Annotated in this window: 24 protein-coding genes; 12 read left to right on the top strand and 12 right to left on the bottom strand. The window is 63.0% G+C overall.

Annotation, left to right across the window (positions count from 1 at the left end):
• Nucleotides 1–6 precede the first annotated feature (6 nt).
• From trpD to rpe, 6 genes are all read right to left on the bottom strand, one after another.
• A complete protein-coding gene (trpD, locus tag D0544_RS16285) occupies nt 7–1050 on the bottom strand; it encodes an anthranilate phosphoribosyltransferase (protein ID WP_125018020.1) in 1044 nt (347 codons plus the stop codon).
• Between the two features lie 30 nt (nt 1051–1080).
• On the bottom strand, nt 1081–1674 hold the full coding sequence (locus D0544_RS16280; protein ID WP_125018018.1) for an anthranilate synthase component II: 594 nt from the start codon (nt 1672–1674) through the stop codon (nt 1081–1083).
• 19 nt (nt 1675–1693) lie between these two features.
• On the bottom strand, nt 1694–3172 hold the full coding sequence (trpE, locus tag D0544_RS16275) for an anthranilate synthase component I (RefSeq protein ID WP_125018016.1): 1479 nt from the start codon (nt 3170–3172) through the stop codon (nt 1694–1696).
• A gap of 199 nt (nt 3173–3371) precedes the next feature.
• On the bottom strand, nt 3372–4043 hold the full coding sequence (locus D0544_RS16270; RefSeq protein WP_341538858.1) for a phosphoglycolate phosphatase: 672 nt from the start codon (nt 4041–4043) through the stop codon (nt 3372–3374).
• 42 nt (nt 4044–4085) lie between these two features.
• Nucleotides 4086–5543, bottom strand: coding sequence for an NAD-dependent succinate-semialdehyde dehydrogenase (locus tag D0544_RS16265; RefSeq protein WP_125018014.1), 1458 nt, complete (start codon nt 5541–5543; stop codon nt 4086–4088).
• A gap of 109 nt (nt 5544–5652) precedes the next feature.
• Nucleotides 5653–6324, bottom strand: a complete 672-nt coding sequence (gene rpe, locus D0544_RS16260; RefSeq protein ID WP_125018013.1) for a ribulose-phosphate 3-epimerase — start codon at nt 6322–6324, stop codon at nt 5653–5655.
• Between the two features lie 99 nt (nt 6325–6423).
• Between rpe and D0544_RS16255 the strand changes: the two genes are divergently transcribed.
• Complete coding sequence (locus D0544_RS16255) at nt 6424–7302, top strand: DUF3530 family protein (protein WP_164880956.1); 879 nt, start codon at nt 6424–6426, stop codon at nt 7300–7302.
• A gap of 7 nt (nt 7303–7309) precedes the next feature.
• Here the strand turns inward: D0544_RS16255 and djlA are convergent, their stop codons facing one another.
• On the bottom strand, nt 7310–8134 hold the full coding sequence (djlA, locus tag D0544_RS16250) for a co-chaperone DjlA (RefSeq protein WP_125018009.1): 825 nt from the start codon (nt 8132–8134) through the stop codon (nt 7310–7312).
• A gap of 2 nt (nt 8135–8136) precedes the next feature.
• Nucleotides 8137–8820: an N-acetylmuramate alpha-1-phosphate uridylyltransferase MurU gene (gene murU, locus D0544_RS16245; RefSeq protein WP_125018007.1), complete on the bottom strand. Its 684-nt coding sequence runs from the start codon at nt 8818–8820 to the stop codon at nt 8137–8139.
• Between the two features lie 283 nt (nt 8821–9103).
• On the opposite strand from murU, the gene D0544_RS16240 reads away from it, so the two are divergent.
• The 5 genes from D0544_RS16240 to D0544_RS16220 are packed head-to-tail and all read left to right on the top strand — an operon-like array spanning nt 9104 to nt 15842.
• On the top strand, nt 9104–11845 hold the full coding sequence (locus D0544_RS16240; RefSeq protein WP_125018005.1) for an LPS-assembly protein LptD: 2742 nt from the start codon (nt 9104–9106) through the stop codon (nt 11843–11845).
• A gap of 2 nt (nt 11846–11847) precedes the next feature.
• Entirely contained in the window at nt 11848–13131 is a 1284-nt protein-coding gene (locus D0544_RS16235) for a peptidylprolyl isomerase (protein ID WP_125018003.1), read from the top strand.
• Nucleotides 13132–13171: 40 nt separating this feature from the next.
• Complete coding sequence (gene pdxA / locus D0544_RS16230) at nt 13172–14170, top strand: 4-hydroxythreonine-4-phosphate dehydrogenase PdxA (RefSeq protein WP_125018000.1); 999 nt, start codon at nt 13172–13174, stop codon at nt 14168–14170.
• Between the two features lie 16 nt (nt 14171–14186).
• On the top strand, nt 14187–15008 hold the full coding sequence (rsmA, locus tag D0544_RS16225) for a 16S rRNA (adenine(1518)-N(6)/adenine(1519)-N(6))-dimethyltransferase RsmA (protein WP_125017999.1): 822 nt from the start codon (nt 14187–14189) through the stop codon (nt 15006–15008).
• Between the two features lie 9 nt (nt 15009–15017).
• A complete protein-coding gene (locus tag D0544_RS16220; RefSeq protein ID WP_125017997.1) occupies nt 15018–15842 on the top strand; it encodes a symmetrical bis(5'-nucleosyl)-tetraphosphatase in 825 nt (274 codons plus the stop codon).
• Here D0544_RS16220 and D0544_RS16215 read toward each other — a convergent pair.
• The gene (locus tag D0544_RS16215; protein ID WP_164880955.1) at nt 15804–16721 is read right to left on the bottom strand and encodes a DMT family transporter; all 918 of its coding nucleotides are present in this window, start codon (nt 16719–16721) and stop codon (nt 15804–15806) included. The two genes, D0544_RS16220 and D0544_RS16215, sit on opposite strands and share 39 nt — an antisense overlap.
• A gap of 356 nt (nt 16722–17077) precedes the next feature.
• Between D0544_RS16215 and D0544_RS16210 the strand changes: the two genes are divergently transcribed.
• Complete coding sequence (locus D0544_RS16210) at nt 17078–18235, top strand: tRNA nucleotidyltransferase/poly(A) polymerase-related protein (protein WP_125017993.1); 1158 nt, start codon at nt 17078–17080, stop codon at nt 18233–18235.
• A complete protein-coding gene (locus D0544_RS16205) occupies nt 18228–18947 on the top strand; it encodes an SDR family NAD(P)-dependent oxidoreductase (RefSeq protein WP_125017991.1) in 720 nt (239 codons plus the stop codon). Before D0544_RS16210 ends, D0544_RS16205 begins: the two co-directional genes overlap by 8 nt.
• Here the strand turns inward: D0544_RS16205 and D0544_RS16200 are convergent.
• From D0544_RS16200 to tsaD, 3 genes are read right to left on the bottom strand one after another with little or no spacing between them, the layout of a single operon-like run.
• Nucleotides 18876–19403 (bottom strand): 2-amino-4-hydroxy-6-hydroxymethyldihydropteridine diphosphokinase, encoded by a 528-nt coding sequence (locus tag D0544_RS16200; RefSeq protein WP_164880954.1) that lies wholly within the window; start codon nt 19401–19403, stop codon nt 18876–18878. The two genes, D0544_RS16205 and D0544_RS16200, sit on opposite strands and share 72 nt — an antisense overlap.
• The gene (gene folB / locus D0544_RS16195) at nt 19396–19755 is read right to left on the bottom strand and encodes a dihydroneopterin aldolase (protein ID WP_125017987.1); all 360 of its coding nucleotides are present in this window, start codon (nt 19753–19755) and stop codon (nt 19396–19398) included. Before folB ends, D0544_RS16200 begins: the two co-directional genes overlap by 8 nt.
• Nucleotides 19748–20806 (bottom strand): tRNA (adenosine(37)-N6)-threonylcarbamoyltransferase complex transferase subunit TsaD, encoded by a 1059-nt coding sequence (gene tsaD, locus D0544_RS16190; RefSeq protein WP_125017985.1) that lies wholly within the window; start codon nt 20804–20806, stop codon nt 19748–19750. The genes folB and tsaD overlap by 8 nt, the downstream gene beginning before the upstream one ends.
• Before the next feature lie 229 nt (nt 20807–21035).
• On the opposite strand from tsaD, the gene rpsU reads away from it, so the two are divergent.
• The 4 genes from rpsU (at nt 21036) to rpoD (ending at nt 25692) form a co-directional block, all read left to right on the top strand.
• Nucleotides 21036–21251 (top strand): 30S ribosomal protein S21, encoded by a 216-nt coding sequence (gene rpsU / locus D0544_RS16185; RefSeq protein ID WP_125017983.1) that lies wholly within the window; start codon nt 21036–21038, stop codon nt 21249–21251.
• Nucleotides 21252–21274: 23 nt separating this feature from the next.
• Nucleotides 21275–21721 (top strand): GatB/YqeY domain-containing protein, encoded by a 447-nt coding sequence (locus D0544_RS16180; RefSeq protein WP_125017981.1) that lies wholly within the window; start codon nt 21275–21277, stop codon nt 21719–21721.
• Nucleotides 21722–21811: 90 nt separating this feature from the next.
• Nucleotides 21812–23665, top strand: coding sequence for a DNA primase (dnaG, locus tag D0544_RS16175; protein WP_125017979.1), 1854 nt, complete (start codon nt 21812–21814; stop codon nt 23663–23665).
• 188 nt (nt 23666–23853) lie between these two features.
• Complete coding sequence (rpoD, locus tag D0544_RS16170) at nt 23854–25692, top strand: RNA polymerase sigma factor RpoD (protein ID WP_125017977.1); 1839 nt, start codon at nt 23854–23856, stop codon at nt 25690–25692.
• Nucleotides 25693–25768: the final 76 nt, after the last annotated feature.

Raw genomic sequence — 25768 nt, 5'->3', positions numbered from 1 at the left:
GCGGCCCTACTCCTCGCTTTGGGTGGCATAACGGCTGAAGCTGGCCAGCTCGCTGATCTTGGCGAGCGCCAGGCCACTGGCGATCGCATCCTGGGCCATGGCAACACCATCGGCCAGGGTACTGGACAGCCCCGCCACGTAGATAGCGGCACCAGCGTTGAGGGCAATAATATCGGCCGCCTTGCCGGCGTTCTTGCCAGGCTCCTTGCCCAGCGCCTCCTTGATCAGGTCCAGGCTCTCCACTGCGGTGGAGACCTCCAGTCCGATCAGGCTGCGACTTTCGATTCCCAGTGCCTCGGGGGTGATGCTGTACTCGCTGACCTTGCCATCCTTCAGTTCCGCTACGTGGGTGGCGGTGGCGAGGCTGATCTCGTCGAGCCCGTCCTCGGCGTGGACCACCAGGATATGCTCGCTACCGAGCTGCTTGAGCACCTCCGCCATGGGGCGACAGAGCTTCTTGCTGAACACCCCGATCAGCTGGCGCTTGACGCCCGCCGGATTGGTCATGGGGCCCAGGATATTGAAGATGGTACGCAACCCCAGCTCACGGCGCACGCCGATGGCGTGCTTCATGGCGCCGTGGTGGGCCGGTGCAAACATAAAGCCGACCCCGATCTGCTCCACCGCACGTCCCACCTGATCGGGGCTCATCCCCAGCTCGATGCCGGCGGCCTCCAGCACATCGGCGCTGCCGGAGCTGCTGGAGACGGCACGGTTACCGTGCTTGGCCACATGGCCGCCGGCCGCGGCCACCACAAAGGAGGCGGCGGTGGAGACGTTAAAGAGGTTGGCGCCATCCCCGCCGGTGCCGACGATATCCACCAGCGGCCTGGCGTTGACCACCACCGGGGTGGCCAGCTCGCGCATCACCTTGGCGGCGCCGGTGATCTCCTCGATCGACTCCGACTTCATGCGCAGGGCGATAAGGAAGGCGGCGATCTGCGCATCGGTGCACTGGCCGGTCATTATCTGCGTCATTACCGCCTCCATCTCCTCACGGCTGAGGTCGAGGTGCTCGGTGACGTTACTGATGGCGTATTTGATATCCATGCTCTGTTCGATCCTGTATGGGTGGTCCGCCTAGGATGCCGTGGCCGGCTGGCGCAGGAAATTGGCCAATAGTTCATGGCCCTGCTCGGTCAATATGGATTCGGGGTGAAACTGTACCCCTTCGATCGCCAGCTCGCGGTGGCGCACCCCCATGATCTCATCCACGGAGCCATCTTCGTGCTGGGTCCAGGCGGTGATCTCGAGACAGTCGGGCAAGCTCTCGCGCTCGATCACCAGCGAATGGTAACGGGTGGCGGTAAGGGGGTTGGAGAGCCCCTCGAAGACGCCCCCATTGAGGTGGTAGACCGGTGATACCTTGCCGTGCATCACCTGGCGCGCACGCACGATGCGCCCGCCAAACACCTGGCCGATGCTCTGGTGCCCGAGGCAGATCCCCAGCAGCGGCAAACGGCCGGCGAAGTGGCGAATCACCTCCATGGAGATGCCCGCCTCGTTGGGGGTACAGGGGCCCGGTGAGATCACGATCCGCTCGGGCGCCAGCGCCTCGATCTGCTCGATGCTGATCTCGTCATTACGGTAGACCCGCACCTCTGCCCCCAGCTCGCCGAGGTACTGCACCACGTTGAAGGTGAAGGAGTCGTAGTTGTCGATCATCAATAACATTGTCAGTACTCCGGAGCGGTCAGTGTTCGAGGGCGTTCTGTACCATGGCCACGGCGCGGAAGATGGCGCGCCCCTTGTTCATGGTCTCCTCCCACTCCAACCGGGGTACCGAATCGGCCACCACCCCGGCACCGGCCTGGATATAGAGGCGCTGATCCTTGATCACCGCGGTACGGATGGCGATGGCGGTGTCCATGTTGCCGCTCCAGGAGAGGTAGCCCACCGCACCCCCGTAGACGCCGCGTTTGACCGGCTCCAGTTCGTCGATGATCTCCATCGCACGAATCTTGGGGGCACCGCTCAGGGTACCGGCCGGCAGGGTCGCGCGCAGTACATCCATTGCCCCCAGCCCGGGCTTCAACTTGCCCTGCACGTTGGAGACGATGTGCATCACATGGGAGTATCGCTCGATCACCATCTTGTCGGTGAGCTCAACGCTGCCAATCTCTGCAACCCGTCCCACGTCGTTGCGTCCCAGGTCGATCAGCATCAGATGTTCGGCGATCTCCTTGGGGTCGGCCAGCAGGTCCGCCTCCAGGGCCCGGTCCTGCTCCTCGGTCAGGCCACGCTTGCGAGTGCCAGCGATCGGCCGCACCGTCACCTGCCCCTCCTCAAGGTGGGCCAGGATCTCCGGTGAGGAACCCACGATGTGGAAGCCATCGAGGTTGAGGAAATACATGTAGGGGGAGGGGTTGAGGCAGCGCAGGGCGCGGTAGAGGTTAAGAGGCGGCTCGCTGAAGGGCACGCTCATGCGCTGCGAAACCACCACCTGCATAGCGTCACCGGCCAGGATATACTCCTTGATCCGCTCCACCGCCGCTTCGAACTCGGCCTGACCGAAGGCCGACTCGAAGTCGTTCTCCACCAGGGGACGACGGGAGTTGACCCGCAGATCCGCGATGCGTCCGCTTTGCAGCTTGTCCACCAGCATGTCGAGGCGCTGTTCGGCACGGGTCAGGGCGTTACGCTCGGCCGGATCCACGTGGCAGATAAAGATGATCTTGCCACTGAGGTTGTCGAACACCACCACCTCGTCCGACAGCATCAACAGCAGGTCAGGGTTACCCAGGTCATCCTCAGGCATACCCGCCGCCAGCTTGGGCTCGATATAGCGCACACAGTCGTAGCCGAAATAGCCCACCAGACCGCCGTTAAAGCGGGGCAGCTGCTCCGGCTCGGCCACCCGGTAACGGCGTTTAAACTCCTCAACGAAGGCCAGCGGATCTTCGCACTGGTGCTCCTCGATCACCTCGCCCCGTTCCTCCACCGTCACCCGATTGCCCTGGGCCTTGAGCACCGTCTGGCAGGGCAGGCCGATGATGGAGTAGCGCCCCCACTTCTCCCCACCCTGTACCGATTCGAACAGATAGGAGTAAGGGCCGTCGGCCAGTTTGAGGTAAGCGCTGAGGGGGGTGTCCAGGTCGGCCAGTACTTCACGCATCACGGGGATACGGTTGAAGCCGGCCTGGGCCAGCTGGGAAAATGTGTCGGGATTCATCTCGAGTCCTTAGGTCAGGGATTGGGGAGTTAATAGCGGTGTATTCAGCAGCGGATGCACCATCGCCAGCTTAATCCCCGTGCCCATCGACGCCCGTTTGCGCCCACTTTTATGACCTGACTCACTCTGTTCTCCATTGGATAGGCGGAGGCTCTCCCTCCGCAGCCGACGCGAGCCCGTCGGCGTAATAGCCGCTACCCTATAGCAGCTTGAGCAGTGAATCAACCAGCAGGTCAGGGCAACTGACCGCGATCGGCTCACCATGGTTATAACCGTAGCTGACACAGGCAACCGGCATACCGGCGGCCCGCGCCGCCAACAAGTCATTGCGCGAATCCCCCACCATCAGGCAGCGCTCGGGCGCCACCCCGAGAGTCTCCGCCACGGCCCTCAGCGGGGCCGGGTCAGGCTTCTTGGCGGGCAGGCTGTCCCCCCCCAGCACCGGGCTGAAATAGGAAGCGATCCCCAGTTTTTCCAGCAGCGGATGGGTAAAGGCCAACGGCTTGTTGGTCACCAGCGCCTGGGGAACCCCCTCGGCGGCGAGGGCCTCCAGCACGGGCCGCACCCCCTCGTAGAGTCGTGCCCGGCGGCCGTTGGTGTCGGCATAGGCGACCATAAAGGCCTCCATGGCGGCGGGGAACAACGCCTCGGCTCGCTCCCCCGCGCTGGCCGCCAGCGCCCGCTCCACCAGCCTGGCCGCGCCGTTACCGACCCAGTCACGCACCTCGCACTCACTGGCGGTGGGCAGCCCCAGCTGCTGCTGGAACCGCTCCACTGCAGAGTGCAGGTCGGGCACCGAGTCCACCAGGGTACCGTCGAGGTCGTAGATCACCGCGGCGGGCAGCTGACCACCAAACAGGCTGCGCATCATCCCCTCTCGCCGCCCCGGCGACGACAGGCATGGACCATCAACCTAGATGCCACCCATGCAGAGATACTTGATCTCGACAAAGTCATCGATCCCGTAACGGGAACCTTCGCGGCCGATACCGGACTCCTTAACGCCACCGAAGGGGGCCATCTCGTTGGAGATGATCCCCTCGTTAATACCAACGATGCCGTACTCCAGCCCCTCGGAGACCCGCCACACACGGCCGATATCGCGCGCATAGAAGTAGGCCGCCAGGCCGTAGGGGGTGTCATTGGCCATGGCGATCGCCTCCTCCTCGGTCCTGAAGGGGATCAGGGTTGCCACCGGTCCAAAAATCTCCTCACTGGAGATGGTCATCTGCTGGGTGACACCGGTCAGCAGGGTCGGCTGGTAAAAGTTGCCTCCACGCGCGTCCGGGGCACCACCGCACACCAGGGTTGCCCCCTCATCCAGGGCCCCCTGCACCAGGGAGCTTACCTTCTCCTGCGCCTGGCGATTGATCAGCGGGCCGGTGGTCACCCCCTCCTCAACCCCATCCCCCACCTTGAGCTGGGCGATGGCGGCGGCGAAACGACGGGCGAACTCCTCATAAACCCCCTCCTGCACCAGGAAGCGATTGGCGCAGACGCAGGTCTGGCCCGCGTTGCGGTACTTGGAGGCCATGGCCCCGGCCACCGCAGCATCCAGGTCGGCATCGTCGAACACGATAAAGGGCGCATTCCCCCCCAGCTCCAGGGCGACCTTCTTGACGGTGCCCGCGCACTGGCTCATGAGCAGCTTGCCCACCCGGGTAGAGCCGGTAAAGGAGAGCTTGCGCACCAGCGGACTGGTGGACAGTTCGGTACCCACGACGGGCGCATTGTTGCTGGTCACCACATTGAAGACACCGGCCGGGATACCGGCGCGCTTGGCCAGCTCCGCCAGCGCCAGGGCCGACAGCGGGGTGTCCTCGCCGGGCTTGACCACCGCCGTGCAGCCCGCCGCCAGGGCCGGTGCCACCTTACGGGTGATCATCGCATTGGGGAAATTCCAGGGGGTGATGGCCGCCACCACACCGATCGGCTGGCGAATGGTCACCAGCCGCTTGTCGTTACTCGGGGAGGGGATGGTGTCGCCGTAGACCCGCTTGGCCTCCTCGGCGAACCACTCCACGAAGGAGGCGCCGTAGGCCACTTCGCCCCGGGCTTCAGCCAGCGGCTTGCCCTGCTCGGCGGTCATGATCTGCGCCAGATCCTCCTGGTGCTGCATGATCAGGTCAAACCAGCGCCGCAGCAGTCCGGCACGCTGCTTGGCAGTGGTCTTGCGCCACTCCACGCCGGCGCGATCAGCGGCCTCGATGGCACGACGAGTCTCCTCGGCCCCGAGGTCGGCCACCTGGGCCAGGGTCTCACCGTTAGCGGGGTTGAATACCGCAAATTCCGATCCCGTGTCGGCACCCACCCACTGGCCGTCGATGTAGGCCCGGGTCTTCAGCAGCCCCGTATCGTTTAATGTCAGCATTCAGCGCCTCCCAAAAGGTAATTATTATTTACATCATGTTCGATATATAAAACAAATCAGAGCTTACCCGAAGCGCCCCTGCAATCCTAGAGGAGCGCACAAATAATCCTCAACGCACCGCCGCCAACTCCGAACGCATAGCAGCGATGGTGGCAGCGTAATCGTCGGCACCAAAGATCGCCGAGCCCGCCACAAAGGTGTCGGCACCAGCCTCAGCGATCTCGCGAATATTGGCTACCGATACCCCGCCATCGATCTCCAGGCGAATGTCGAGGCCACTGGCATCGATCAGTTGGCGCGCCTGGCGCAGTTTATTGAGGGTATGGGGGATGAACTTCTGTCCGCCAAAGCCGGGGTTGACCGACATCAGCAGCACCATATCCAACTTGTCCATGACGTGCTCGAGGCAATCGAGACGGGTGGCCGGGTTCAGCACCAGACCCGCCTTGCAGCCGCCGTCGCGGATCATCTGCAGGGAGCGATCGATATGCTCCGAGGCCTCCGGGTGAAAGGTGATGTAACTGGCGCCGGCATCGATAAAGCTGGCGATCATGCTGTCCACCGGCTTGACCATCAGGTGCACATCAATAGGGGCGCTGACCCCGTGTTTGCGCAGCGCCGCACACACCATCGGGCCGATCGTCAGGTTGGGTACATAGTGGTTATCCATCACATCGAAGTGGACGATATCGGCGCCGGCGGCCAGGACATTGTCGACCTCCTCGCCGAGGCGGGCAAAATCGGCGGAGAGGATGCTGGGGGCGATCAGGAACTCTTTCATCGGTGGTGTCTCGTTGAGCTGGTCATAAAAAAAGCCTATTGTAGCCCAATGGGTGCGCGCAAGCTCCCAGCTTTCCCCGATTCGCGAAACGGATTCGCCATGCCCGCTGCTTACCCGCTCATCTGCCTGCTTCTGTGGTTTATCTCCCCCCTCGGCGCCGCCGAGGAGGCACCGCCCGCCGACGCTGGCCAGGCAGCGGAGCGGGTAACACCCGAGTCGGCACAAACCCGCTTCAACCGCGAACTCATCACCCGCTACCAGGGCAGCGACCTGGTTGAGCTGCCATCGGCCGAGGGCAACTTTATTGCACTCTACCAGGCCCGCCGCAGCAGCCGGGATCGTGGCGGTGTCATCCTGTTGGCGGCCCCGGGCCAGCACGCTGACTGGCCGCAGCTGGTCGCACCCTTGCGCGATGCTCTCCCCGACCAGGGGTGGCACAGCCTGAGCCTGGCGCCACCGCCCCTACCCGCCCCCACTCCCCCGGAAGCAGCCGAGACAGACTCGGCCAGCGGCGAAGCGGGCAAAAGCGTGGAACAGTCCCTGCGCCGGGAGGCTCAACAGGCCTACCAGCGCTGGCTGGGGGGGCGCATCAACAGCGCCAGCGAACACCTCACCAGCCTGGGGATCAGCCACCAGGTTCTGCTGCTCGTGGGGGGCAGCGCGGCCCCTGCCATGGCCACCCTCGCCGAACAGAAGAGTCCGTGGGCGGCCCTGGTGCTGATCAATGCGGAAAACGATCCTGAGGGAAACCTTATTAAACAGCTGGAGCAGTTCCCCACCCTCACCCTCGACCTCCATTACGGCCAGCAACAGCAGGAGCCGGCTTCCGAGCGACTGGCCGCGGCCCGCCGGGCCAACAACAACCACTACTTTTCACGACCGCTGGAGGGACCCCAGAACGACACCGAAGCCTCGGGGTCACGTCTCCTTAAAGCGGTGGGAAGCTGGCTAAACCGCTACCCGGGTGGCCCACGCTAGCGGGGAGCTAACGCCGCTTGCGATGGGAGCGAAGCAGCTCGTAGGCAGCCTGAATCTCCTGTGCCTTCTCCTTGGCCACCTCCATCATCTCCTTGGGCAGCCCCTTGGCGACCAGTTTGTCGGGGTGGTGCTGGTTCATCAGCTTGCGGTAGGCCCGCTTGAGTTCACTGTCACTGACGCTGCTTTGAACCCCCAATACCGCGTAGGCATTATTGATCTCCTGCTGCGGCGAGGGACGCTGTGCACCCTCCTGCTGCCGGGAGCGGGAATGGAAGGCACGCTGGGCCTGAAAGCGCTGATGAATCAGCTCAAAAGCGAAACGGCTGAGGCCGAGGGCATCACAGGCGCGCAGCAACACCCCCAGTTCGGCTTCACTCATGGCGCCATCAGCGTAGGCGGCCTGCAACTGTAATTCGACGAACATCTGGATCAGGCTGCTGCCCCGGGCGCTCGCCCGGAGGGCCGCCAGTTCGGCAGAGATATCGGCGCCCTCCCGTTTGCCCTCATTGAACAGGGCGATGGCCGCACGGCGCTGCTCGTCGGTCAGGCGCATGTGGTCCATCAACGCGCTCGCCAGCTGGATCTCGCTCTCCGATACCCGTCCATCGGCCTTGGCCAGCTTGCCCATCACCTTGAAGGTGGCATTAAAGAAAGCGGTTTGTGCCGTGGCACTGCTGGCACGGGCAAATCCTCCGCCGGCCCCGCCACCATTGATCACCCGCCACTGGCGACCGCGGTCGAACCAGTGGCCGATCAACCCCAACAGCAGCGCGCCAAAGGGCCCCCCCCACACAAACCCCAACGCCGCCCCAATAATGGTTCCGACCCACATAGTTACCGCTCTCCACCGTTTAAACTGACCAATTCTTCCTCGAGTTCCCGCAGGCGCTCCATCGTCCCCACATCCACCCAACGACCTCGATAGTGCTCACCACCGACCCGCCCATCAGCCATAGCCTGACGCAGCAGGGGGGCCAGTGCAAACGCCCCCGCCTCGCACCCCTGAAACAGGCGCGGGTCGATCAGGCTGATGCCGCTAAAGGTGAGACGTGCCCCCTCCCCACTGGAGACCCGCCCCCCATCAAGCCGGAAATCCCCATCCGGATGGTGGGGCGGATTATCCACCAGCACCAGGTGCGCCAGCTGTCCGTGCTCCAGCTGCGTCGGCAAGCGATCCAGGGGCAGGTCACACCAGACGTCGCCGTTGATCAGCAGGAAAGGGGCCTCCCCCAGCAGCGGCAGCGCCCTGAACACCCCGCCGCCGGTCTCCAGTGGTTCCGGTTCCGCCGAGTAGGCGATCTCCAGGTTCCAACGGCTGCCATCGCCGAGCCGGGCTTCCAGCTGCTCACCGAGCCAGGCGTGGTTGATTACCAGCTGGCGGATTCCCGCCCGCGCCAGGCGCTCCAGGTGATACTCAATCAGCGGTTTACCCGCCACCGGCACCAGGGGTTTGGGGGTGGTCAGGGTCAGGGGACGCATCCGCGTACCCAGCCCCGCGGCAAGGATCATCGCTTTCATCAATTTCTGTCTGCCTTAAGTTACCGTGGTGCCCGGCCCGCCGAGGGCCCCTGCGGATAAGTCCGAGCGAAGTCGCCCACCTTATGCAAAGCGTGTCCCCAGCTCAATAGGGGATCACCCTCACCGGGGTTCGGGTGTCGCCCGGTTAAGCGCCCTTTCGGGCTAGCGGCTTACCCGAAGAATGCTTTATCATCCCTACTGCTGTCCGGCATTGGGGCGGCGATAACCTAACCCAGAATGTCCCCACTCGCATTTCCGACAGGACGCCCGGACTCGACACACTATGGCAGTATTACCCCCCCCGTTTAAACGGCGCTTACCCCTTGCTCTTGGCGCCGGCCTGCTGTTTACCCACAGCGCCTACGCCGCCACTGCCACCCCCGAGCCCTCGGCTGTCAAATGGCGTTGCCTGCCCGATGCCCAGCAAAACTGGGTCTGCGAGCAGACGGCGGGGACACCGGTGACCACCGGCAGCGGGAGCCGCACAGGACTGGTGCCGACCCGGCCTGTGGTCGCCTCCGAGCTGCGAACCACCCTCGACTGGATTCCCGTTCAGCAGATGAGTGCCGAACAACGTGCCGCTATCGCCCCCCACTGCAGCGGAGCCTACCTGGAGCCGGAGCGCGAGGGGCTGGCCTCACGGGGCAAGCCGATTGACGCCCCCATCCGTGCCGAATCCGACCACTCCTCCTATCTGGCAGGGGAACAGGCCACTTTTAGCGGTCATGTGCGGGTGAACCAGGGCTACCGTCAGGTGGAAAGCGACGAGGCGCGGCTCTTCGAGCAGACCGAAATCGCCGAGTTTGAGGGTAATGTCGTACTCCGCGAGCCCGACCTGCTGCTGATCAGCGACAGCACCCGCATCCAGATGCAGAACGGCCGGGTCGAGGCGCAGGCGGTTGACTTCGCCATGCACTCCAGCCGCTCCCGGGGCGGGGCCCAACAGCTGGTGCGGCGCGAAGATGGCGTCATTGAGCTGACCGATGCCCGCTACACCACCTGCCCCCCTGCCGATAATAGCTGGGCCATCACTGGTAGCGAGCTGAGCATCAACCCCGACTCAGGGTTCGGCAGTGGCACCCATGCGGTGTTACGGGTCAAGGATGTACCGGTGTTCTACACCCCCTACATCCATTTCCCGATCGATGAGCGCCGCCAGTCCGGTTTCCTCTATCCGCAGTTGGGCCTCAGTAGCGAAAACGGCTTTGACCTGATCACCCCCTACTACCTCAACCTGGCCCCCAACTACGACGCCACCCTGACCCCCCGCCTGCAGACCGAGCGAGGGGTGTCGCTGGAGTCGGAGTTCCGCTACCTGACCCGTGAAAGCGAGGGACAGGTCGGCGGCGCGATCCTGCCGAGCGACAACCTCAAGGACAAGAACCGCAACTACGATGAGGACCGCTGGCTGTTTAACGTCCAGCACGACCAGCAGCTGAGCAGCCGCTGGGACGCCAGCCTCGATTTCACCAACGCCAGCGACAAGGATTACCTGCGAGACTTCGGCTCCTCCCTGGAGGTCTCCTCGGCGGACAACCTCAACCAGCAGTTGGAAACCCGCTACCGCGGAGGCGATGACGATCTTTTCTGGTCCCTGCGCGCTAACCTGCAGTCCTTCAAGAACATGCGCGAGGACAAGGACGACCCCTACGAGAAAATGCCTCAACTGGAGCTCACCGGGGGCTGGAACGCCAGCGAACAACTCAGTTTCAGCTGGCTCGCCGATACCACCTATTTCACCCGCGACGACAACTGGAAATACATCGGCAAGCTGGCCGAGGCGGATAAAAGTGAGTTTGAACGCCGCTACGACATCGAGCGCAGCCTTTACGGAGAGGGCGCTGATGAGCTGACCAACGCCAACGGCACCCGTGTCTACCTGGAGACCGGCGCCAGCTACCGCTGGCAGTGGCCCTTTGCCTATATCGAGCCCGGCATCAAGGGCAAAACCATCCACTATCGCCTGACCAACATGAACCGGGAAGATTTTAACGACCCGGTCAGGAACCCCCTGGGACTGGAGTACGACACCTCCCCCTCCACCAGCGCCCCCATGTTCAGCCTCGACAGCGGCCTCTACTTTGACCGCAGCACCCGCTATTTTGGCCGCAGCTACACCCAGACCCTGGAGCCCCGCCTGTTCTATCTCTTCGTACCCGAACAGAAGGGCCAGTTCCAGAACCCGCTGTTCGACAGCGGGGTCTACCAGTTCAGCTACGACTCCTTGTGGCGGGAAGATCGCTTCAGCGGCCACGACCGCCTCGCCGATGCCAACCGGGTCTCGCTCGGGGTCACCACCCGCCTGCTGGACAACGAGGGGGGGGAAACTTTCCGCTTTGCCATCGGTCAGACCTACTACTTCGATGACCGCAAGGTCCTTCTCGACCCCTACTACGGCAAGTTCCAGGATGAGGAGGGGGCCGACAGCAACCTCAGCCAGGGGCGCCAGTGGGCGCTGGACGAGGCCGAGGCCTCGGCCTCCCCGATCGCCTCCGAGCTGGTGTGGCACCTGAGTCGGGCCAGCAGCCTGCGCCAGGAGTGGATCTACAACGTCGACCAGAGCTGGAACCAGGAGTACGGTTTAGCCTATCACTACAGCACCGACTCGGCGCGCATGCTGGATATCGCCTACCGCTACAGCAAACGTGCGGACCGCACCATCAAGGATGACGACGGCAACGCCATACCCGGCGCCTTCACCGATGGCAGCATTTCCCAGTCCGACATCTCCGGCATCTGGCCGCTGTTTGGCGACTGGAGCCTGCTGGGGCGCTGGAACCATGACCTGACCAACAACAAGAATCTTGAGATTCTGGCGGGTACCGAATACGACAGCTGCTGCTACAAGGTCCGTTTCCTGTTTCGCCAGGGGCTGAATGGCAGCACCGATGATATTGAAAATGCCGACACCGAAAACGCCGTGGTCCTCCAGTTTGTACTCAAGGGACTCGGCGGCTTCGGAACCAATGCCCAATACCTGTCGGGTATCAAGGGCTACGAAGAACACGACAAGAGTACCAACTAGCAATGAAATTGATGAAAACCCTCGCCCTGAGCGCCTCCATAGCACTCGCTAGTGGCCCTCTATTTGCGGCCCAGCAGCCCCTCGACCGTATCGCCGCCATCGTCAACAACGATGTGGTGATGCTCTCCGAAGTGGAGCAGCGGATTGCCAGCGTCAAGGCGCAGATCAGGGCCCGTGACGGTGTCCTGCCTCCCGATGAGATTCTTAAAGAGCAGGTACTTGAGCGTCTGGTGATGGAGAGTATCCAGCTGCAGATGGGTGAGCGGGCCGGTATCCGCATTGATGACCAGACCCTCAACGAGACCATGGCGCGGATTGCCGAGCGCAACAACATGAGCCTGACCCAATTCAAGGAGACCCTCGAGGCCGATGGTATCTCCTATACCCAGGCCCGTGAGCAGGTGCGCCGCGATCTCACCATCAACCGCATCCGCCAGGCACGGGTCAATGATCGTATCCACATCTCCGAGCAGGAGGTGCGCAACTTCGAATTTTCCGAAGAGGGGCAGTACCAGCTATCCGCCGACTACCGCCTTACCCACATTCTGGTTCCCCTGCCGGAAGCTCCCTCCCCGGCCCAGATTGCCACCGCCCAGCAGACGGCCGGAGAGATCTACCAAAAGCTGCAGGAGGGCGCCAACTTTGAGCAACTGGCCCTGACCTACTCCAGCGGCCGCTCCGCACTCGAGGGGGGGGATCTGGGCTGGCGCAAGGCGGACCAGCTACCCAGCCTCTTCGCCAAGCAGGCCAAGCAGATGAAGGTGGGGGATATTGCTCGCCCCATGCGCACCGCCAGCGGCTTTCACATCATCAAGCTGGCGGACGTACGGGGGGACAACACCCTGATCCAACGCCAGTACGACGTGCGACACATTCTCATCAAGCCCAATGAGATCCGCCGTGACGAGGATGCCCGTCGACTCGCGGCCCAGCTTTACAGCCGCATCGAAGCGGGTGAGGATTTTGCTGACCTGGCCCGCGCCCACTCCGACGACACCGGCTCCGCCCTCAACGGCGGTCGCCTCGACTGGGTCAATCCCGACGACCTGGTGCCGGAGTTCCAGCAGGTGATGAAGGACACCCCCCACTTCGTGGTGAGCGAACCCTTCAAGAGCCAGTATGGCTGGCACATACTCGAGGTCCTGGGGGAGCGCAGCCGGGACATGAGCGTTGCGGTCAAGGAGAACCGGATCCGCAACATCCTCCATGAGCGCAAGTTCGAGGAGGAGGTGGAGCTGTGGCTGCGCGAAATCCGCGATGACACCTTTGTAGAACTCAAGATCTAACCCCGGCGGAGTCCCCGCAACGCCGCCGAGGAGAGCATCCATGCCCGCCCCGATCATCATCACCAGCGGAGAGCCCGCCGGTATCGGCCCCGAGCTCTGTGTACAGGTCGCCCAGCGGCCGCTGGACACCCCCCTGGTGGTGGTCGGCGACCCCGACCTCCTGCGCCAGCGCGCCCAACTACTGGGGCTTCCTCTTCGTGTGCAGCTCGTTGACCGCAAAACCCTGCCGGACACCGGACTGCCTCCCCACCAACCCGGCTCGCTGGCGGTGGTGCCTACAGCGCTGGCTCGCCCCTCGACTGCCGGCCAGCTGGATGCAGCCAACGCGGCCTATGTGCTGCGCACCCTGGATATTGCCATCGAGGGCTGCCAGCGCGGCGACTTCAGCGCCATGGTCACCGCCCCGGTTCACAAGGGCATTATTAACGAGGCCGGCATTCCCTTCAGCGGCCATACCGAGTACCTGGCCGAGCAGACCAATACCCCGATGGTGGTGATGATGCTCGCCACCGAAGGGCTCAGGGTCGCACTGGTCACCACCCACCTGCCGTTGCGGGAGGTGGCCGACGCCATCACCCCCGCCCGCCTGGAAACCGTTACCCGCATCCTGCAACGGGACCTGGAAGAGAAGTTCGGTATCGCCCGGCCCCACATCCTGGTGTGCGGTCTCAACCCCCACGCCGGCGAAGGGGGGCATCTGGGGCGCGAAGAGATCGAGGTGATCGAGCCCTGTCTCGAGAAGTTGCGGCAGGAGGGACTGCAGCTGACCGGGCCCTTGCCCGCCGATTCCCTGTTCACACCCCACCACCTGGAGGGGGCGGATGCGGTGCTGGCCATGTATCACGACCAGGGGCTGCCGGTTCTCAAATACCGCGGTTTTGGACAGGCGGTGAATATTACCCTCGGTTTACCTATAATCCGCACATCGGTGGACCATGGCACCGCCCTCGACCTCGCCGGTAGCGGCCAGGCCGATACCGGCAGCCTGCTGACCGCCCTTCGCTACGCCCAACAGATGAGCGCCGCCCGCGGCCGCTGATTCACTGAGAGACCGCATGTCCCATAAATCGCCGTTTGAGCATCGCGCTCGCAAACGCTTCGGCCAGAATTTCCTCCACGATGCCGGTGTTATCAACCGCATCATCCGCTCCATTGCCCCCAAGACAGGTGACCACCTGGTGGAGATCGGCCCCGGCCAGGGCGCCCTCACTCGGGACCTGGTGGATTCCGGGGCCCAGCTCGACGTGGTGGAGCTGGATCAGGACCTGGTGCCCATCCTGTTGGCCCAGTTCGCCCTCAAGGACAACTTCGCCCTGCACCAGGGGGACGCCCTGCGTTTCGACTTCAGCAGCCTGCAGCGCGACGGTGAAAAGCTGCGCATCATCGGCAACCTGCCCTACAACATCTCCACCCCGCTGATGTTCCACCTGCTCAGCTACCAGTCGCTGATCGAGGATATGCACTTCATGCTGCAGAAGGAGGTGGTGGACCGTTTGGCCGCCGGCCCCGGCGACAATCACTACGGACGCCTGGGCATCATGGTGCAGTACTACTGCCAGGTGGACTTTCTGTTCCCGGTCGGCTCGGGTGCCTTCAACCCGGCCCCCAAAGTGGAGTCCGCCATCGTTCGCCTGCGCCCCCATACCGAGCTGCCGCATCCGGCCAGGGATGTGAGTTTGCTGCAACAGGTGGTACGCACCGCTTTTACCCAGCGCCGCAAGACCCTTCGCAACGCGCTCAAAACCCTCATCGACGCCGACAGTATCGATGCCCTGGGGATCGACTCCGGAACCCGCCCCGAGCGTGTCTCCCTCGCCCAGTTTGTAGCCATCAGCGATCGCCTCGCGGAGCGGGCCAGTAGTGGCGACGAGGAGTAAGGGGCCGCCATGTCCACCTATGCAATAGGCGATATCCAGGGCTGCTTTGACCAGCTGGAGGATCTGCTGGCCCTGGTCGAGTTCGACCCCGACGAGGACCGCCTGTGGATCGCCGGCGACCTGGTCAACCGGGGACCCCAGTCCCTAGAGACCCTGCGTTTTCTCAAGGGGCTGGGGGATCGTTGCATAGCGGTGTTGGGCAACCACGACCTGCACCTGCTGGCGGTCGCCAACGAGGTGATGCGGGATCGACGCCAGGATACCCTGACCGCCATACTGGAGGCCCCGGACCGCGATGAGCTGCTGCACTGGCTGCGCCACCTGCCCCTCATCCACCATTGCCCGCGGCTCAACTACACCCTGGTGCATGCGGGCATCCCACCGATCTGGTCCCTCAAGGCGGCGCTCAACCGGGCAGCCGAGGTGGAGTCAGTACTGCGCAGCGACAACTACCGCAAACTGCTGGGTAATATGTACGGTGACGAGCCGGCCTGCTGGCACAAGAACCTCAAGGGCTGGGCGCGCCTGCGCGTGATCATCAACTACCTGACCCGCATGCGCTTCTGCCGCGCCGATGGCACCCTCAACCTGGACCAGAAAAACGGACCGGATGATCCCCCCAAGGGGTTCCTGCCCTGGTACAGCCACCCCCGGCGCAAGAGCGACGACCAGCGCATCCTGTTCGGCCACTGGGCGGCCCTGGAAGGCAAGGCGTGCCACCCCAATGTGTTTGCCCTCGACACGGGCTGCGTGTGGGGCGGACAACTGACCGCCATGGAACTGGAAAGCGGACGCTTAACGACGCTCCAGTGCCCGTTGCCGGAATTTCGTTAAAGCCCCGCTGGCGCGGGGTACCATCCCCTCGCCAAAGTAGAGCCCCAGGGCCGAGACAATCATCGCGGCCCCCACCAGGGTGGTGGTGGCAAGCGCCTCATCGTTCAGTAGATAGCCCAGGAAAAGCGCCATACAGGGGGTCATCATGGGGATCAAAGAGACCTGGCTGGCCGTCATATTGCGCAGGATATAGAAATAGAGCACAAAGCCGATCACCGAGCCGAACAGTGCCAGGTAGGCGATGGCCAGCAATGAACGGGTCCCGGGCATCACCGGCTCCGCCGGGCTCAGCAGGCCCCAGAAGAGCACAAACACAGGTATCGACACCAGCAGCGAGCCGGTGGCCTGCTGCTGCGGACCCACCGCCGCGTCCACCCGCTTGACCCAGACCGCGCTGACGCAGAACAGCGCCACCGCCGTCAGATTTACCAGCAGCGCAGGCCACTGCCCCTCTCCCACCGCCAGGTCGCCGGAAAACACCACCACCAGGCCGGCGAGGGCCAGCAACAGGCTCAACAGACGCAGCGGGGTAAAGGCACGCTCCCCCAGCACCAGGGTCGCGATCACTCCGGTCATCAAGGGGGAGAGCCCGAACAGCACCGACATTACCCCCGAGGGCAGGGTCTGCGCCGACCAGTAGACCATCAGCATGCAGCCCCAGATCCCCAGGCTGGCCGCCAGGTAGCTGCGCAGCGCCGTTCCTCGCCAGCACAGACGTCCACCCCGAAGCCGTAACAACAGCCAGGAGAAGAGTGCCGCCAGAGCCATGCGCCCAAACAGGGCGTCAACGAAGTAGGCGCTTTCGACGCTCCACTTGATCCCCAGGGGGGTGGTGGACCAGATCAATACCACCCCGATGTAGGCCAATAACAGTTTCACCTGGACTCCTCCCGGCAGGCTCGGTGCTATCCTTTCACCGATTCCCGCCAACGGCGGGGCAAAAAAAACCGCAGGGGAATCGCTGCGGCCTGGTCAAATACGGGGACGATTCATCCCCCCTGTTGCGACGCAGGCCATCGGCCCCAGGCTCGAAAGAGCGGGAGCAGGAAAGACGGGTAGCAATAGAGCGTGTGAACAGCCATGGCCGCAGTGTGCCGGCGCGAACTCCGGGGGTCAATCCCCGCTGGACTTTTTACTGTTGTTATCGAGCGGGCTCCGGTTACACTGCCCCCATCCTCGACCACCGGAGCCCTTAGTATGCACTGCCCCCGCCCCCTGCAACGGAGTCACGCCCGATGAAAACCTATTTGGTGGGAGGTGCTGTGCGAGACGCCATGCTGGGCCTGGGGGTCAAAGACCGTGACTGGGTCGTGGTGGGAGCCGATGCCCGGCAGATGGAGGCGGAGGGCTTCAAGGCGGTCGGCCGCGATTTCCCGGTTTTCCTGCACCCCAAAACCCGTGAGGAGTATGCCCTGGCCCGCACCGAGCGCAAGAGTGGTCATGGCTACACCGGTTTCGAGTTTCATGCCGCTCCCGACGTCACCCTGGAGGAGGACCTGCTGCGCCGGGACCTTACCATCAACGCCATGGCGATGGACGAGTCGGGCCAGTTGATCGATCCCTACCAGGGTGCCCGCGACCTTGAAAACCGTTGCCTGCGTCACGTCTCGGCGGCCTTTGCCGAGGACCCGCTGCGGGTCTTACGGGTCGCCCGCTTCTGCGCCCGCTACCACCACCTGGGCTTTCACATTGCCGAAGAGACCCAGGCTCTGATGGGCGCCATGGTCGAGTCGGGAGAGCTGGCACACCTGGTGCCTGAGCGCGTCTGGCAGGAGACCCTGTCGGCGCTTGGCGAACCCGACGCCGATCACTACTTTAAGGTTCTCAGCGACTGCGGCGCCCTGGGGGTCCTGATGCCGGAGATCGAGGTGGCGCTTGAGCGCCTGCAGCAGCTGCCCCTGCGTGCCCTGCGACTGGCCCAGGAGCAGGCACTGCCCTCCCTGCACCGTTTTGCCCTGGTCTCGCTGCAAAGCCTGGCGGCGACGGAGGAGGATTGCACCGCCCTGCAACGTTTGGCCGAGCGGCTGCGGGTACCACAAGAGTTTCGCGAGCTGGCGCTGATGTTTAACCGCCACCTGCCCGAGCTGCACCAGCCTGCCTCTCAAGCCGAGTCTTTATGGCAGCTGCTGGAGCAGCTCGACGGCCTGCGTCGGCCGCAGCGCCTGCAGCAACTGCTGGAGTGTGCCCGGCTACTGGGCGAGCTGCTCCAGTGCAGCAGTTTGCCGACCAGTGTCCTGGGGCTGCTCGAGCAGGCGCGGTCGATCGATGCCCGTGCCCTCATGCAGCAGGGGATACAGGGAGCAGCCCTCGGTGAGGCGCTCAGGCAGCGCCGTATAGAGCTGGCCCGCCAATGGATCGAACAACAACCCCGTCAAGGAGCCAGCCATGGATGAGGTGGTGATCATCACCGGCGCCGGCACCCGCGTCGGCCTCCATTGCGCCCTGCGCCTCAAGCAGCAGGGCTACAGGGTACTGGCCCACTACCACAGCGAGCGCCCGGAGCTTGAGCAGCTGCAGCACCAGGGCATCCCCTGCCTGCAGGCAGACCTCGCATGCCCCGAGGGGATCGAGCAACTCGCCGAGGAGCTGCGCCAGCGCTGCCACTCGGTGCGCGCCCTGGTTCACAACGCCTCGGCCTTCGAAACCACCCCAGACGATCCGGCCGAGGCGAGCGCCCTGTTCGAACGCTTCTACAGGATCCATATGCTGGCCCCCTACCGGCTCAACCGGGCACTGGCCGAGGCGTTGAACCGCAGCCAGGCCCTCCACAGCGATATCGTTCACATCACCGACATCTTTGCCGACAATCCCAACCCGGCCTTCGATATCTACTGCGCCAGCAAAGCGGGGCTGGCCAACCTCAGCCTCTCCTTCGCCAAACAGCTGGCTCCCAAGGTCAAGGTGAACGCTATCGCGCCGGGTCCCATCCGCTTCAAGGAGTGGCACAGCGAGGCGGTGAAGCAACAGATCATCGGCCAGACCCTGCTCAGGAGCGAGGGCGGCGAAGAGGCGATCTACCTGGCACTGCAGGCGCTACTGGACAATCCCTATACGACCGGTAGCACGATCAAGGTGGATGGTGGCCGCTCCATCGCCCACCTCTGAGCCATCCATCAGCCGCAGGCGGCAGACAGGCAGCGCAGTGGGACGGGGCGCCGCCCCCTCAAGGTGCGCCGCCAGCTCCCGCACAATGTCGCGGTAGTAGGACTCGCGGATCAGCTCCGGCTGCAGCGCCTGCCCGGGGACCAGCTGCTGCAGGGTGTCCAGGTCCGCCGGTCGGTCAATCATTTTGCGCTCGGGGTGGCTGCGGTCACGTCCCAGCCGCTCCTCCAGCGCGTTGGTCCAGTCCTTGAGCCGCTCGGCGGGCCAGTCGGTCTCGATGTAGAGCATCAGGTTGATGAAGGCGTTGGGGGTACTGACCCCCACCGGCTCGGTATGGACCGCGCTGCTGAGGCTCAAACGCCCGAAGCAGGCCAGCACCGCCCCCACCACCTGCTCGCAGTTGTCGCGCGGGGAGAGATTGCTGCCCACCCCGATCAGGTAACCGAAACGCTCACTCAAGGAAATCCCGCCCCCGCTCACACTCAATCACCGCCATCGCCGGAGCGATCGCCCGCGGCTTGCGAATTCGCACCCCAGCCCGGGAGGCGTTGTACTGTTCCAGTAACAGGCGCAGGACAGCCCCCGCCAGGGTCTCCAGCAGCTGGTAACGGCTGGCCTCGCAGAAAGCGCGCACCCGCTCGGCAATATCGGCGTAGTTAAGGGCATCCTCGAGGGCATCGGAGGCGAAGGCGGCGCTGAAATCGGTCTCAAGCCACAAGTCCAGCAGCAGCGGCTGGGTCTGCTCCCGTTCCCAGTCGTAGACCCCGATCACCACCTCCACGGCCAGCTCTTCAATGCGAACCCTATCCACGCAAATCGCCTCCTGTATCGGCTTTCGGCAGTGGCGACAGGGTCTCCATCGGCCAGCGGGGGCGCGGCTTACTGCCCAGTGTTTCGCGCTCCCCGGCCAGCAGGCGCTGGCAGCCGGCATAGGCGATCATGGCACCATTGTCGGTGCAAAATTCGGGGCGGGCGTAGAACAGCTCGCCACCCAACTTGCGCGCCATGGCGTCGAGCCCCTCCCGCAAGCGCCGGTTGGCGCTGACGCCACCGGCGATCACCAACCGCTTGAGCCCGGTCTGTTGAAGCGCCCGCCGGCACTTGATCACCAGGGTATCCACCACAGCCTCCTCGAAGGCACGGCAGATATCGGCCCGGGTCTGGGGGTCACACTGGCCATCGCGGCTGTGCTCGGCGACCGTATTAAGGGTAAAGGTTTTAAGACCGCTGAAGCTGAAGTCAAGCCCGGGACGATCGGTCATCGGCCGCGGAAACTTGAAGCGACCGCCCTGCCCCTGTTGGGCCAGGGCGGCAATACGGGGGCCCCCCGGGTAATCAAGCCCCATCATCTTGGCAGCCTTATCGAAGGCTTCACCGGCCGCGTCGTCGAGGGATTCCCCCAGCAGGCGATAGCAGCCGATACCGTCCACCTCCACCAGTTGGGTATGGCCACCGGAGACCAGCAGCGCGACAAAGGGAAACGCAGGCGGATTCTCCTCCAGCATGGGGGCCAGCAGATGCCCTTCCATATGATGCACCCCCAGCGCAGGGATCCCCCAGCTGTAAGCCAGTGCCTGCGCAGTGCAACTGCCCACCATCAGCGCACCGATCAGCCCCGGTCCGGCGGTATAGGCGATGGCATCGATGGCGCTGCGTTCCAGCCCGGCCTGCGCCAACACCTGCTGGATCAGTGGCAATACCCGCTGCACATGGTCGCGGGAGGCCAACTCGGGGACCACCCCGCCGTACTCCGCATGCATCTCGGTCTGGCTGAACAGGGCGTCGGCCAAAAGGCCGTGGTCGCTGTCGTACAGCGCAATCCCCGTCTCGTCACAGGAGGTTTCAATCCCCAGAACCTTCATTACACCCTCACTCTTCGGCCACCGCTAACAGTATGGCGCGAATCATACTGCCATGGTTACGGGATTGCATCTTTGGACCACCGTCCCCTGCGTGCTATTTTTTAACAAGCCACTTTGCATTTACTGACCAAAGGCAGTAACATGCGCTCCCCTGATAGAGGGATTGGTGGAATTACCACCAAAATCTTGAGTTACTTAAAACCACATTTAATAGGAAGGTGATTACCTAATGCCTGCGGTAAAAGTTAAAGAAAACGAGCCTTTTGACATTGCCCTGCGTCGGTTCAAGCGCTCCTGCGAGAAGGCCGGGGTTCTGGCTGAAGTTCGTGGCCGTGAGCACTACGAGAAGCCCACTACCGTGCGTAAGCGTGCCAAAGCAGCCGCTATCAAGCGTCACGCCAAGAAGGCTTCCCGTGATCAGCGTCGTCAGACTCGCCTCTACTAATTGCTGATCCCGTCCCGATTCCAATGAGCAGCACCAAGCAACGCCTCAACGAGGCGATGAAAGAGGCCATGCGAGCCAAAGATAAGGCTCGCCTGGGCGTGGTGCGCATGGCCCTCGCCGAATTCAAGCGTATCGAAGTGGATGAACGCATTGAGGTCGACGAGGCTCGCTCATTGGCAATTCTCGACAAAATGGTCAAGCAGCGCCGCGATGCCTGCTCTCAGTACCAGGACGCCGGACGAGACGAACTTGCAGAACAGGAAGCTTACGAGGTGACTGTTCTGCAAGAGTTCCTCCCCGCTCAGCTGAGCCAGGAAGAGATCCAGGCCCTGATTGACGACACCATTCGCGCCACCGGCGCCCAGTCCATGCAGGATATGGGCAAGGTCATGGGTGCACTCAAGGCCCAGCTGCAGGGTCGCGCCGATATGGGCGACGTCAGCAAGATGATCAAGGCCACCCTCGCCTGATCCACTCCCCAGTGCAGAGTCTTCTGCCACACAGATCTCCCCACAGCGTGATACACTGGCCGACTCACATCATCGGGTAGCACACCAGCAATGGCCGGCTTGATTCCACAACCCTTTATTGACGACCTGTTGGCGCGGACCGACATTGTCGATGTGGTCAGCGCCCGCCTGAAACTGAAAAAGTCCGGCAAGAACCATTCGGCCCTGTGCCCCTTCCACCAGGAAAAATCCCCCTCGTTCAGCGTCAATGCCGATAAGCAGTTCTACTACTGTTTTGGTTGTGGCGCCGCCGGCAATGCCATCGGCTTCGTGATGGAGTTTGACCGCCTGGATTTTCCCGAAGCGGTCGAAGAACTGGCCAACAAGCTGGGACTCGAGGTTCCCCGCGACACCAGCAGTGGAAACAGCCCCGAACAGAAGCAGCGTTTTACCCGCATCTTCGACCTGCTTGAAAGCGCCAGCCAATACTTCCAGCAACAGCTGCGCGAGCACGAAGCGCGCCCCCGCGCCGTCAACTACCTCAAACAGCGCAAACTGTCGGGGGCCATCGCCCGCCAGTTCGGCATTGGCTACGCTCCGCCGGGCTGGGACAACCTGCTGCAGGCCCTCAAAACCCCCGAACAGGGCGAAGCCGAGTTATTAGAGGTGGGTCTACTGGTGGAAAACGAGGAGAAGGGTACGCGCTACGACCGTTTTCGCGACCGTATCATCTTCCCGATCCGCGATCCCCGTGGGCGCACCATCGGCTTTGGTGGCCGAGTGCTGGGGGACGACAAGCCCAAATACCTCAACTCACCGGAAACTCCGGTCTTTCATAAGGGACAGGAGCTCTACGGACTCTACGAAGCGCGCCAGGCCAACCGCCAACTGCAACAGCTGCTGGTGGTCGAGGGCTACATGGATGTGGTGGCCCTGGCACAACACGGCATCCACAACGCCGTGGCCACTCTGGGTACCGCCACTACCGCCGACCATATCCAGCGTCTCTTCAAACTGGTACCCGAGATCATTTTCTGCTTCGACGGCGACGCCGCCGGGCGCAAGGCCGCCTGGCGAGCCCTGGAGTCCTGCCTGTCGCTAATGGACGACGGTCGCCAGTGCCGCTTCCTCTTCCTGCCCGAGGGGGAAGACCCCGACAGCCTGGTGCAGAAAGAGGGGGCCAACGGCCTGCGCGCCCGCATCCAGGATCAGGCCCTGCCACTGGACCGTTTCCTGTTTGAGCACCTCAGCCAGGATCTCGACCTCGACAGCCCCGCTGGCAGCGCCCAACTGACCAAACTGGCGATTCCGCTGCTGCAGCAGCTGCCCGTGGGCACCTTCCGCAGCCTGATGCAACGCCGGCTCGCCAACCTCACCGGGCTCGAAGCCCAGGAGCTGCGCGAGCGCATTGACGAGGCACCCGTCACCACAACTGCCGAAGCGCGCCCTGCGCAACGCCCCCCCCAGAGTGAAACGCCCGCCCACTTCAGCCGGGCCCCGTTCAACAACCAGCCCCGGCAGCGCCACGAGGTTAGCCTCGGCATCCTCAAGCCCACCCAGCAGGCGCTCTTTTTGCTGCTTCGCTACCCGCAGATTGTGCACAAGACACCGGCCATCGATGCACTGGAGCTCAGCCAGGACGCAGCCATCCACACCCTGCTACGGGTGATCAAGTCCCTGCAGTCCCATCCACAGCCCTCGCTGGGAGCGCTACTGGGGGAGCTCTACGCCACCGAGCTGCTGGAAGAGGTGCTGGCGCCCGCCCACCGCAACCCCGAACTGCCCACAGAGGACCCGGCCACCCTCTACGCGGAGATCATGCGCCGAATCGATGCCCAGGCGCGCCAGAACCATAACCACCAGCGCATGAACAAGTTGGTGAGCGACAACCAGGGGGCACTGACCAGCGACGAGAAACAGACCCTCAAAGAACTGATCAGGGCCAAGCGGGAAAGCCTTAACTGAGCCGAGCCATCCCCCAGCCCAAAAAACTTTCTCCGAGCGCTTGTAAAGCAACCAATCTCCCCCCATATAGTAGGGCAACTACCAACTTTGCCCGGTGCAGCGCTGGTGCATATCGCCAGTTCTACGCTATAATTGCCCGCTTACCGTTTAATCAGGTAACCCCGCTTTTCGTTGTTAATAGGGTTGATATGTCCGCAAGTGCACAACAGCAGTCTCGCTTGAAAGAGCTAATCTCACGGGGCCGAGAACAAGGCTACCTCACCTACGCAGAAGTAAACGATCACCTACCTGAAGATATCTCCGACCCGGATCAGGTAGAAGACATCATCCGCATGATCAATGACATGGGGATCAAGGTCTATGAGACGGCGCCAGACGCGGACGAACTGCTGCTGAGCGAGTCAGAGACCGACGAGATCGCCGCCGAAGAGGCCGCTGCCGCACTGGCTGCTGTAGAGCAGGAGACTGGCCGCACCACCGACCCGGTGCGCATGTACATGCGTGAGATGGGTACCGTGGAGCTGCTCACCCGCGAAGGCGAGATTGTCATCGCCAAGCGGATCGAAGAGGGCACCCGCGAAGTAATGGCCGCCCTGGCCTACTATCCCGGATCGGTTCAGTCGATCATCGATGAGTATGACCATATCATTGCGGAAGAGGGTCGCATCAGCGACCTCATCAGCGGTTACCTCGACGCCGATGACGCCATCCCTCCCCCCGCCACCAGCGTTGAAAGCGAAGCCCCCATCGCCGATGACAACTCCGATGACAGCGATGACGATGATGACGACGATGACGACAGCGATACCGACAACGGTCCAGACCCGGAAGAAACTCGCCTGCGCTTTGATGAGCTGCGCAAGCTGCTGAAGAAAGCTGACGCGGCTTCCGAGAAGCACGGCCGCGACAGCAAGCAGGCCGATAAGGCATTGCAACTGCTGGCCGAAAGGTTCATGCCCATCAAGCTGACGCCGCGTCACTTCGACGACCTGGTCTTCAAGGTACGCAACGCGCTGGATACCATCCGTCGCAACGAGCGCAACGTGATGCAGTCCTGCGTACGCTCCGCTCGCCTGCCGCGTAAAAACTTCCTGGCCGAATTCCCGGGTAACGAAACTAACCTCGAGTGGATCGACGGCCTGATCACCAAGTTTAATACCCACGCCCAGGGGCTGGAGGAGAACCGCCAGGACATCATCCGCAGCCAGCGCAGGCTGTGCGCTATTGAGGAGCAGATTGCCCTCACCATCGCCGAGATCAAGGAGATCAACCGGCGCATGTCGATCGGCGAAGCACGCGCTCGTCGCGCCAAGAAAGAGATGGTGGAGGCCAACCTGCGCCTGGTGATCTCCATTGCCAAGAAATACACCAACCGGGGCCTGCAGTTCCTCGACCTGATCCAGGAAGGCAATATCGGCCTGATGAAAGCGGTCGACAAGTTCGAATACCGTCGCGGCTACAAGTTCTCCACCTATGCCACCTGGTGGATTCGCCAGGCAATCACCCGCTCGATCGCCGACCAGGCGCGCACCATTCGTATTCCGGTGCACATGATCGAGACCATCAACAAGCTCAACCGCATCTCTCGCCAGATGTTGCAGGAGATGGGCCGCGAACCCACTCCCGAGGAGCTGGGTGAGCGCATGGAGATGCCCGAAGACAAGATTCGCAAGGTCCTCAAGATTGCCAAAGAACCGATCTCCATGGAGACCCCCATTGGTGATGATGAAGACTCACATCTTGGCGACTTTATTGAAGACACCACCATTCACTCACCGGTGGATTCCGCGACCGGCGAAGGCCTGCGCGAAGCCACCCGTGAGGTGCTGGCAGGACTGACCGCACGCGAAGCCAAGGTGCTGCGCATGCGTTTCGGCATCAACATGAACACCGACCACACCCTGGAAGAGGTGGGTAAGCAGTTTGACGTAACCCGTGAGCGTATCCGTCAGATCGAAGCCAAGGCGCTGCGTAAGCTCCGCCATCCGACCCGATCCGACCACCTGCGCAGCTTCCTCGACGAGTAAGCCAAAGCGGTTCACAAGCAATAAAAAAGGCGCCCTAGGCGCCTTTTTTATTGCTCACCGCAGCGCCTGGCAGCCA

Source organism: Aestuariirhabdus litorea (assembly GCF_003864255.1).
In the GTDB taxonomy this organism is placed as follows: Bacteria; Pseudomonadota; Gammaproteobacteria; order Pseudomonadales; family Aestuariirhabdaceae; genus Aestuariirhabdus; species Aestuariirhabdus litorea.
The sequence above is the reverse complement of the archived record's forward strand: the minus strand, read 5'-3'. Positions and strand labels throughout refer to the sequence as shown.

Excerpts from the sequence above, each read along its gene's own strand:
- trpD (WP_125018020.1), bottom strand. The coding sequence starts at position 1,050 with ATGGATATCAAATACGCCATCAGTAACGTCACCGAGCACCTCGACCTC.
- D0544_RS16280 (WP_125018018.1), bottom strand. The coding sequence starts at position 1,674 with ATGTTATTGATGATCGACAACTACGACTCCTTCACCTTCAACGTGGTG.
- trpE (WP_125018016.1), bottom strand. The coding sequence starts at position 3,172 with ATGAATCCCGACACATTTTCCCAGCTGGCCCAGGCCGGCTTCAACCGT.
- D0544_RS16270 (WP_341538858.1), bottom strand. The coding sequence starts at position 4,043 with ATGATGCGCAGCCTGTTTGGTGGTCAGCTGCCCGCCGCGGTGATCTAC.
- D0544_RS16265 (WP_125018014.1), bottom strand. The coding sequence starts at position 5,543 with ATGCTGACATTAAACGATACGGGGCTGCTGAAGACCCGGGCCTACATC.
- rpe (WP_125018013.1), bottom strand. The coding sequence starts at position 6,324 with ATGAAAGAGTTCCTGATCGCCCCCAGCATCCTCTCCGCCGATTTTGCC.
- D0544_RS16255 (WP_164880956.1), top strand. The coding sequence starts at position 6,424 with ATGCCCGCTGCTTACCCGCTCATCTGCCTGCTTCTGTGGTTTATCTCC.
- djlA (WP_125018009.1), bottom strand. The coding sequence starts at position 8,134 with ATGTGGGTCGGAACCATTATTGGGGCGGCGTTGGGGTTTGTGTGGGGG.
- murU (WP_125018007.1), bottom strand. The coding sequence starts at position 8,820 with ATGAAAGCGATGATCCTTGCCGCGGGGCTGGGTACGCGGATGCGTCCC.
- D0544_RS16240 (WP_125018005.1), top strand. The coding sequence starts at position 9,104 with ATGGCAGTATTACCCCCCCCGTTTAAACGGCGCTTACCCCTTGCTCTT.
- D0544_RS16235 (WP_125018003.1), top strand. The coding sequence starts at position 11,848 with ATGAAATTGATGAAAACCCTCGCCCTGAGCGCCTCCATAGCACTCGCT.
- pdxA (WP_125018000.1), top strand. The coding sequence starts at position 13,172 with ATGCCCGCCCCGATCATCATCACCAGCGGAGAGCCCGCCGGTATCGGC.
- rsmA (WP_125017999.1), top strand. The coding sequence starts at position 14,187 with ATGTCCCATAAATCGCCGTTTGAGCATCGCGCTCGCAAACGCTTCGGC.
- D0544_RS16220 (WP_125017997.1), top strand. The coding sequence starts at position 15,018 with ATGTCCACCTATGCAATAGGCGATATCCAGGGCTGCTTTGACCAGCTG.
- D0544_RS16210 (WP_125017993.1), top strand. The coding sequence starts at position 17,078 with ATGAAAACCTATTTGGTGGGAGGTGCTGTGCGAGACGCCATGCTGGGC.
- D0544_RS16205 (WP_125017991.1), top strand. The coding sequence starts at position 18,228 with ATGGATGAGGTGGTGATCATCACCGGCGCCGGCACCCGCGTCGGCCTC.
- tsaD (WP_125017985.1), bottom strand. The coding sequence starts at position 20,806 with ATGAAGGTTCTGGGGATTGAAACCTCCTGTGACGAGACGGGGATTGCG.
- rpsU (WP_125017983.1), top strand. The coding sequence starts at position 21,036 with ATGCCTGCGGTAAAAGTTAAAGAAAACGAGCCTTTTGACATTGCCCTG.
- D0544_RS16180 (WP_125017981.1), top strand. The coding sequence starts at position 21,275 with ATGAGCAGCACCAAGCAACGCCTCAACGAGGCGATGAAAGAGGCCATG.
- dnaG (WP_125017979.1), top strand. The coding sequence starts at position 21,812 with ATGGCCGGCTTGATTCCACAACCCTTTATTGACGACCTGTTGGCGCGG.
- rpoD (WP_125017977.1), top strand. The coding sequence starts at position 23,854 with ATGTCCGCAAGTGCACAACAGCAGTCTCGCTTGAAAGAGCTAATCTCA.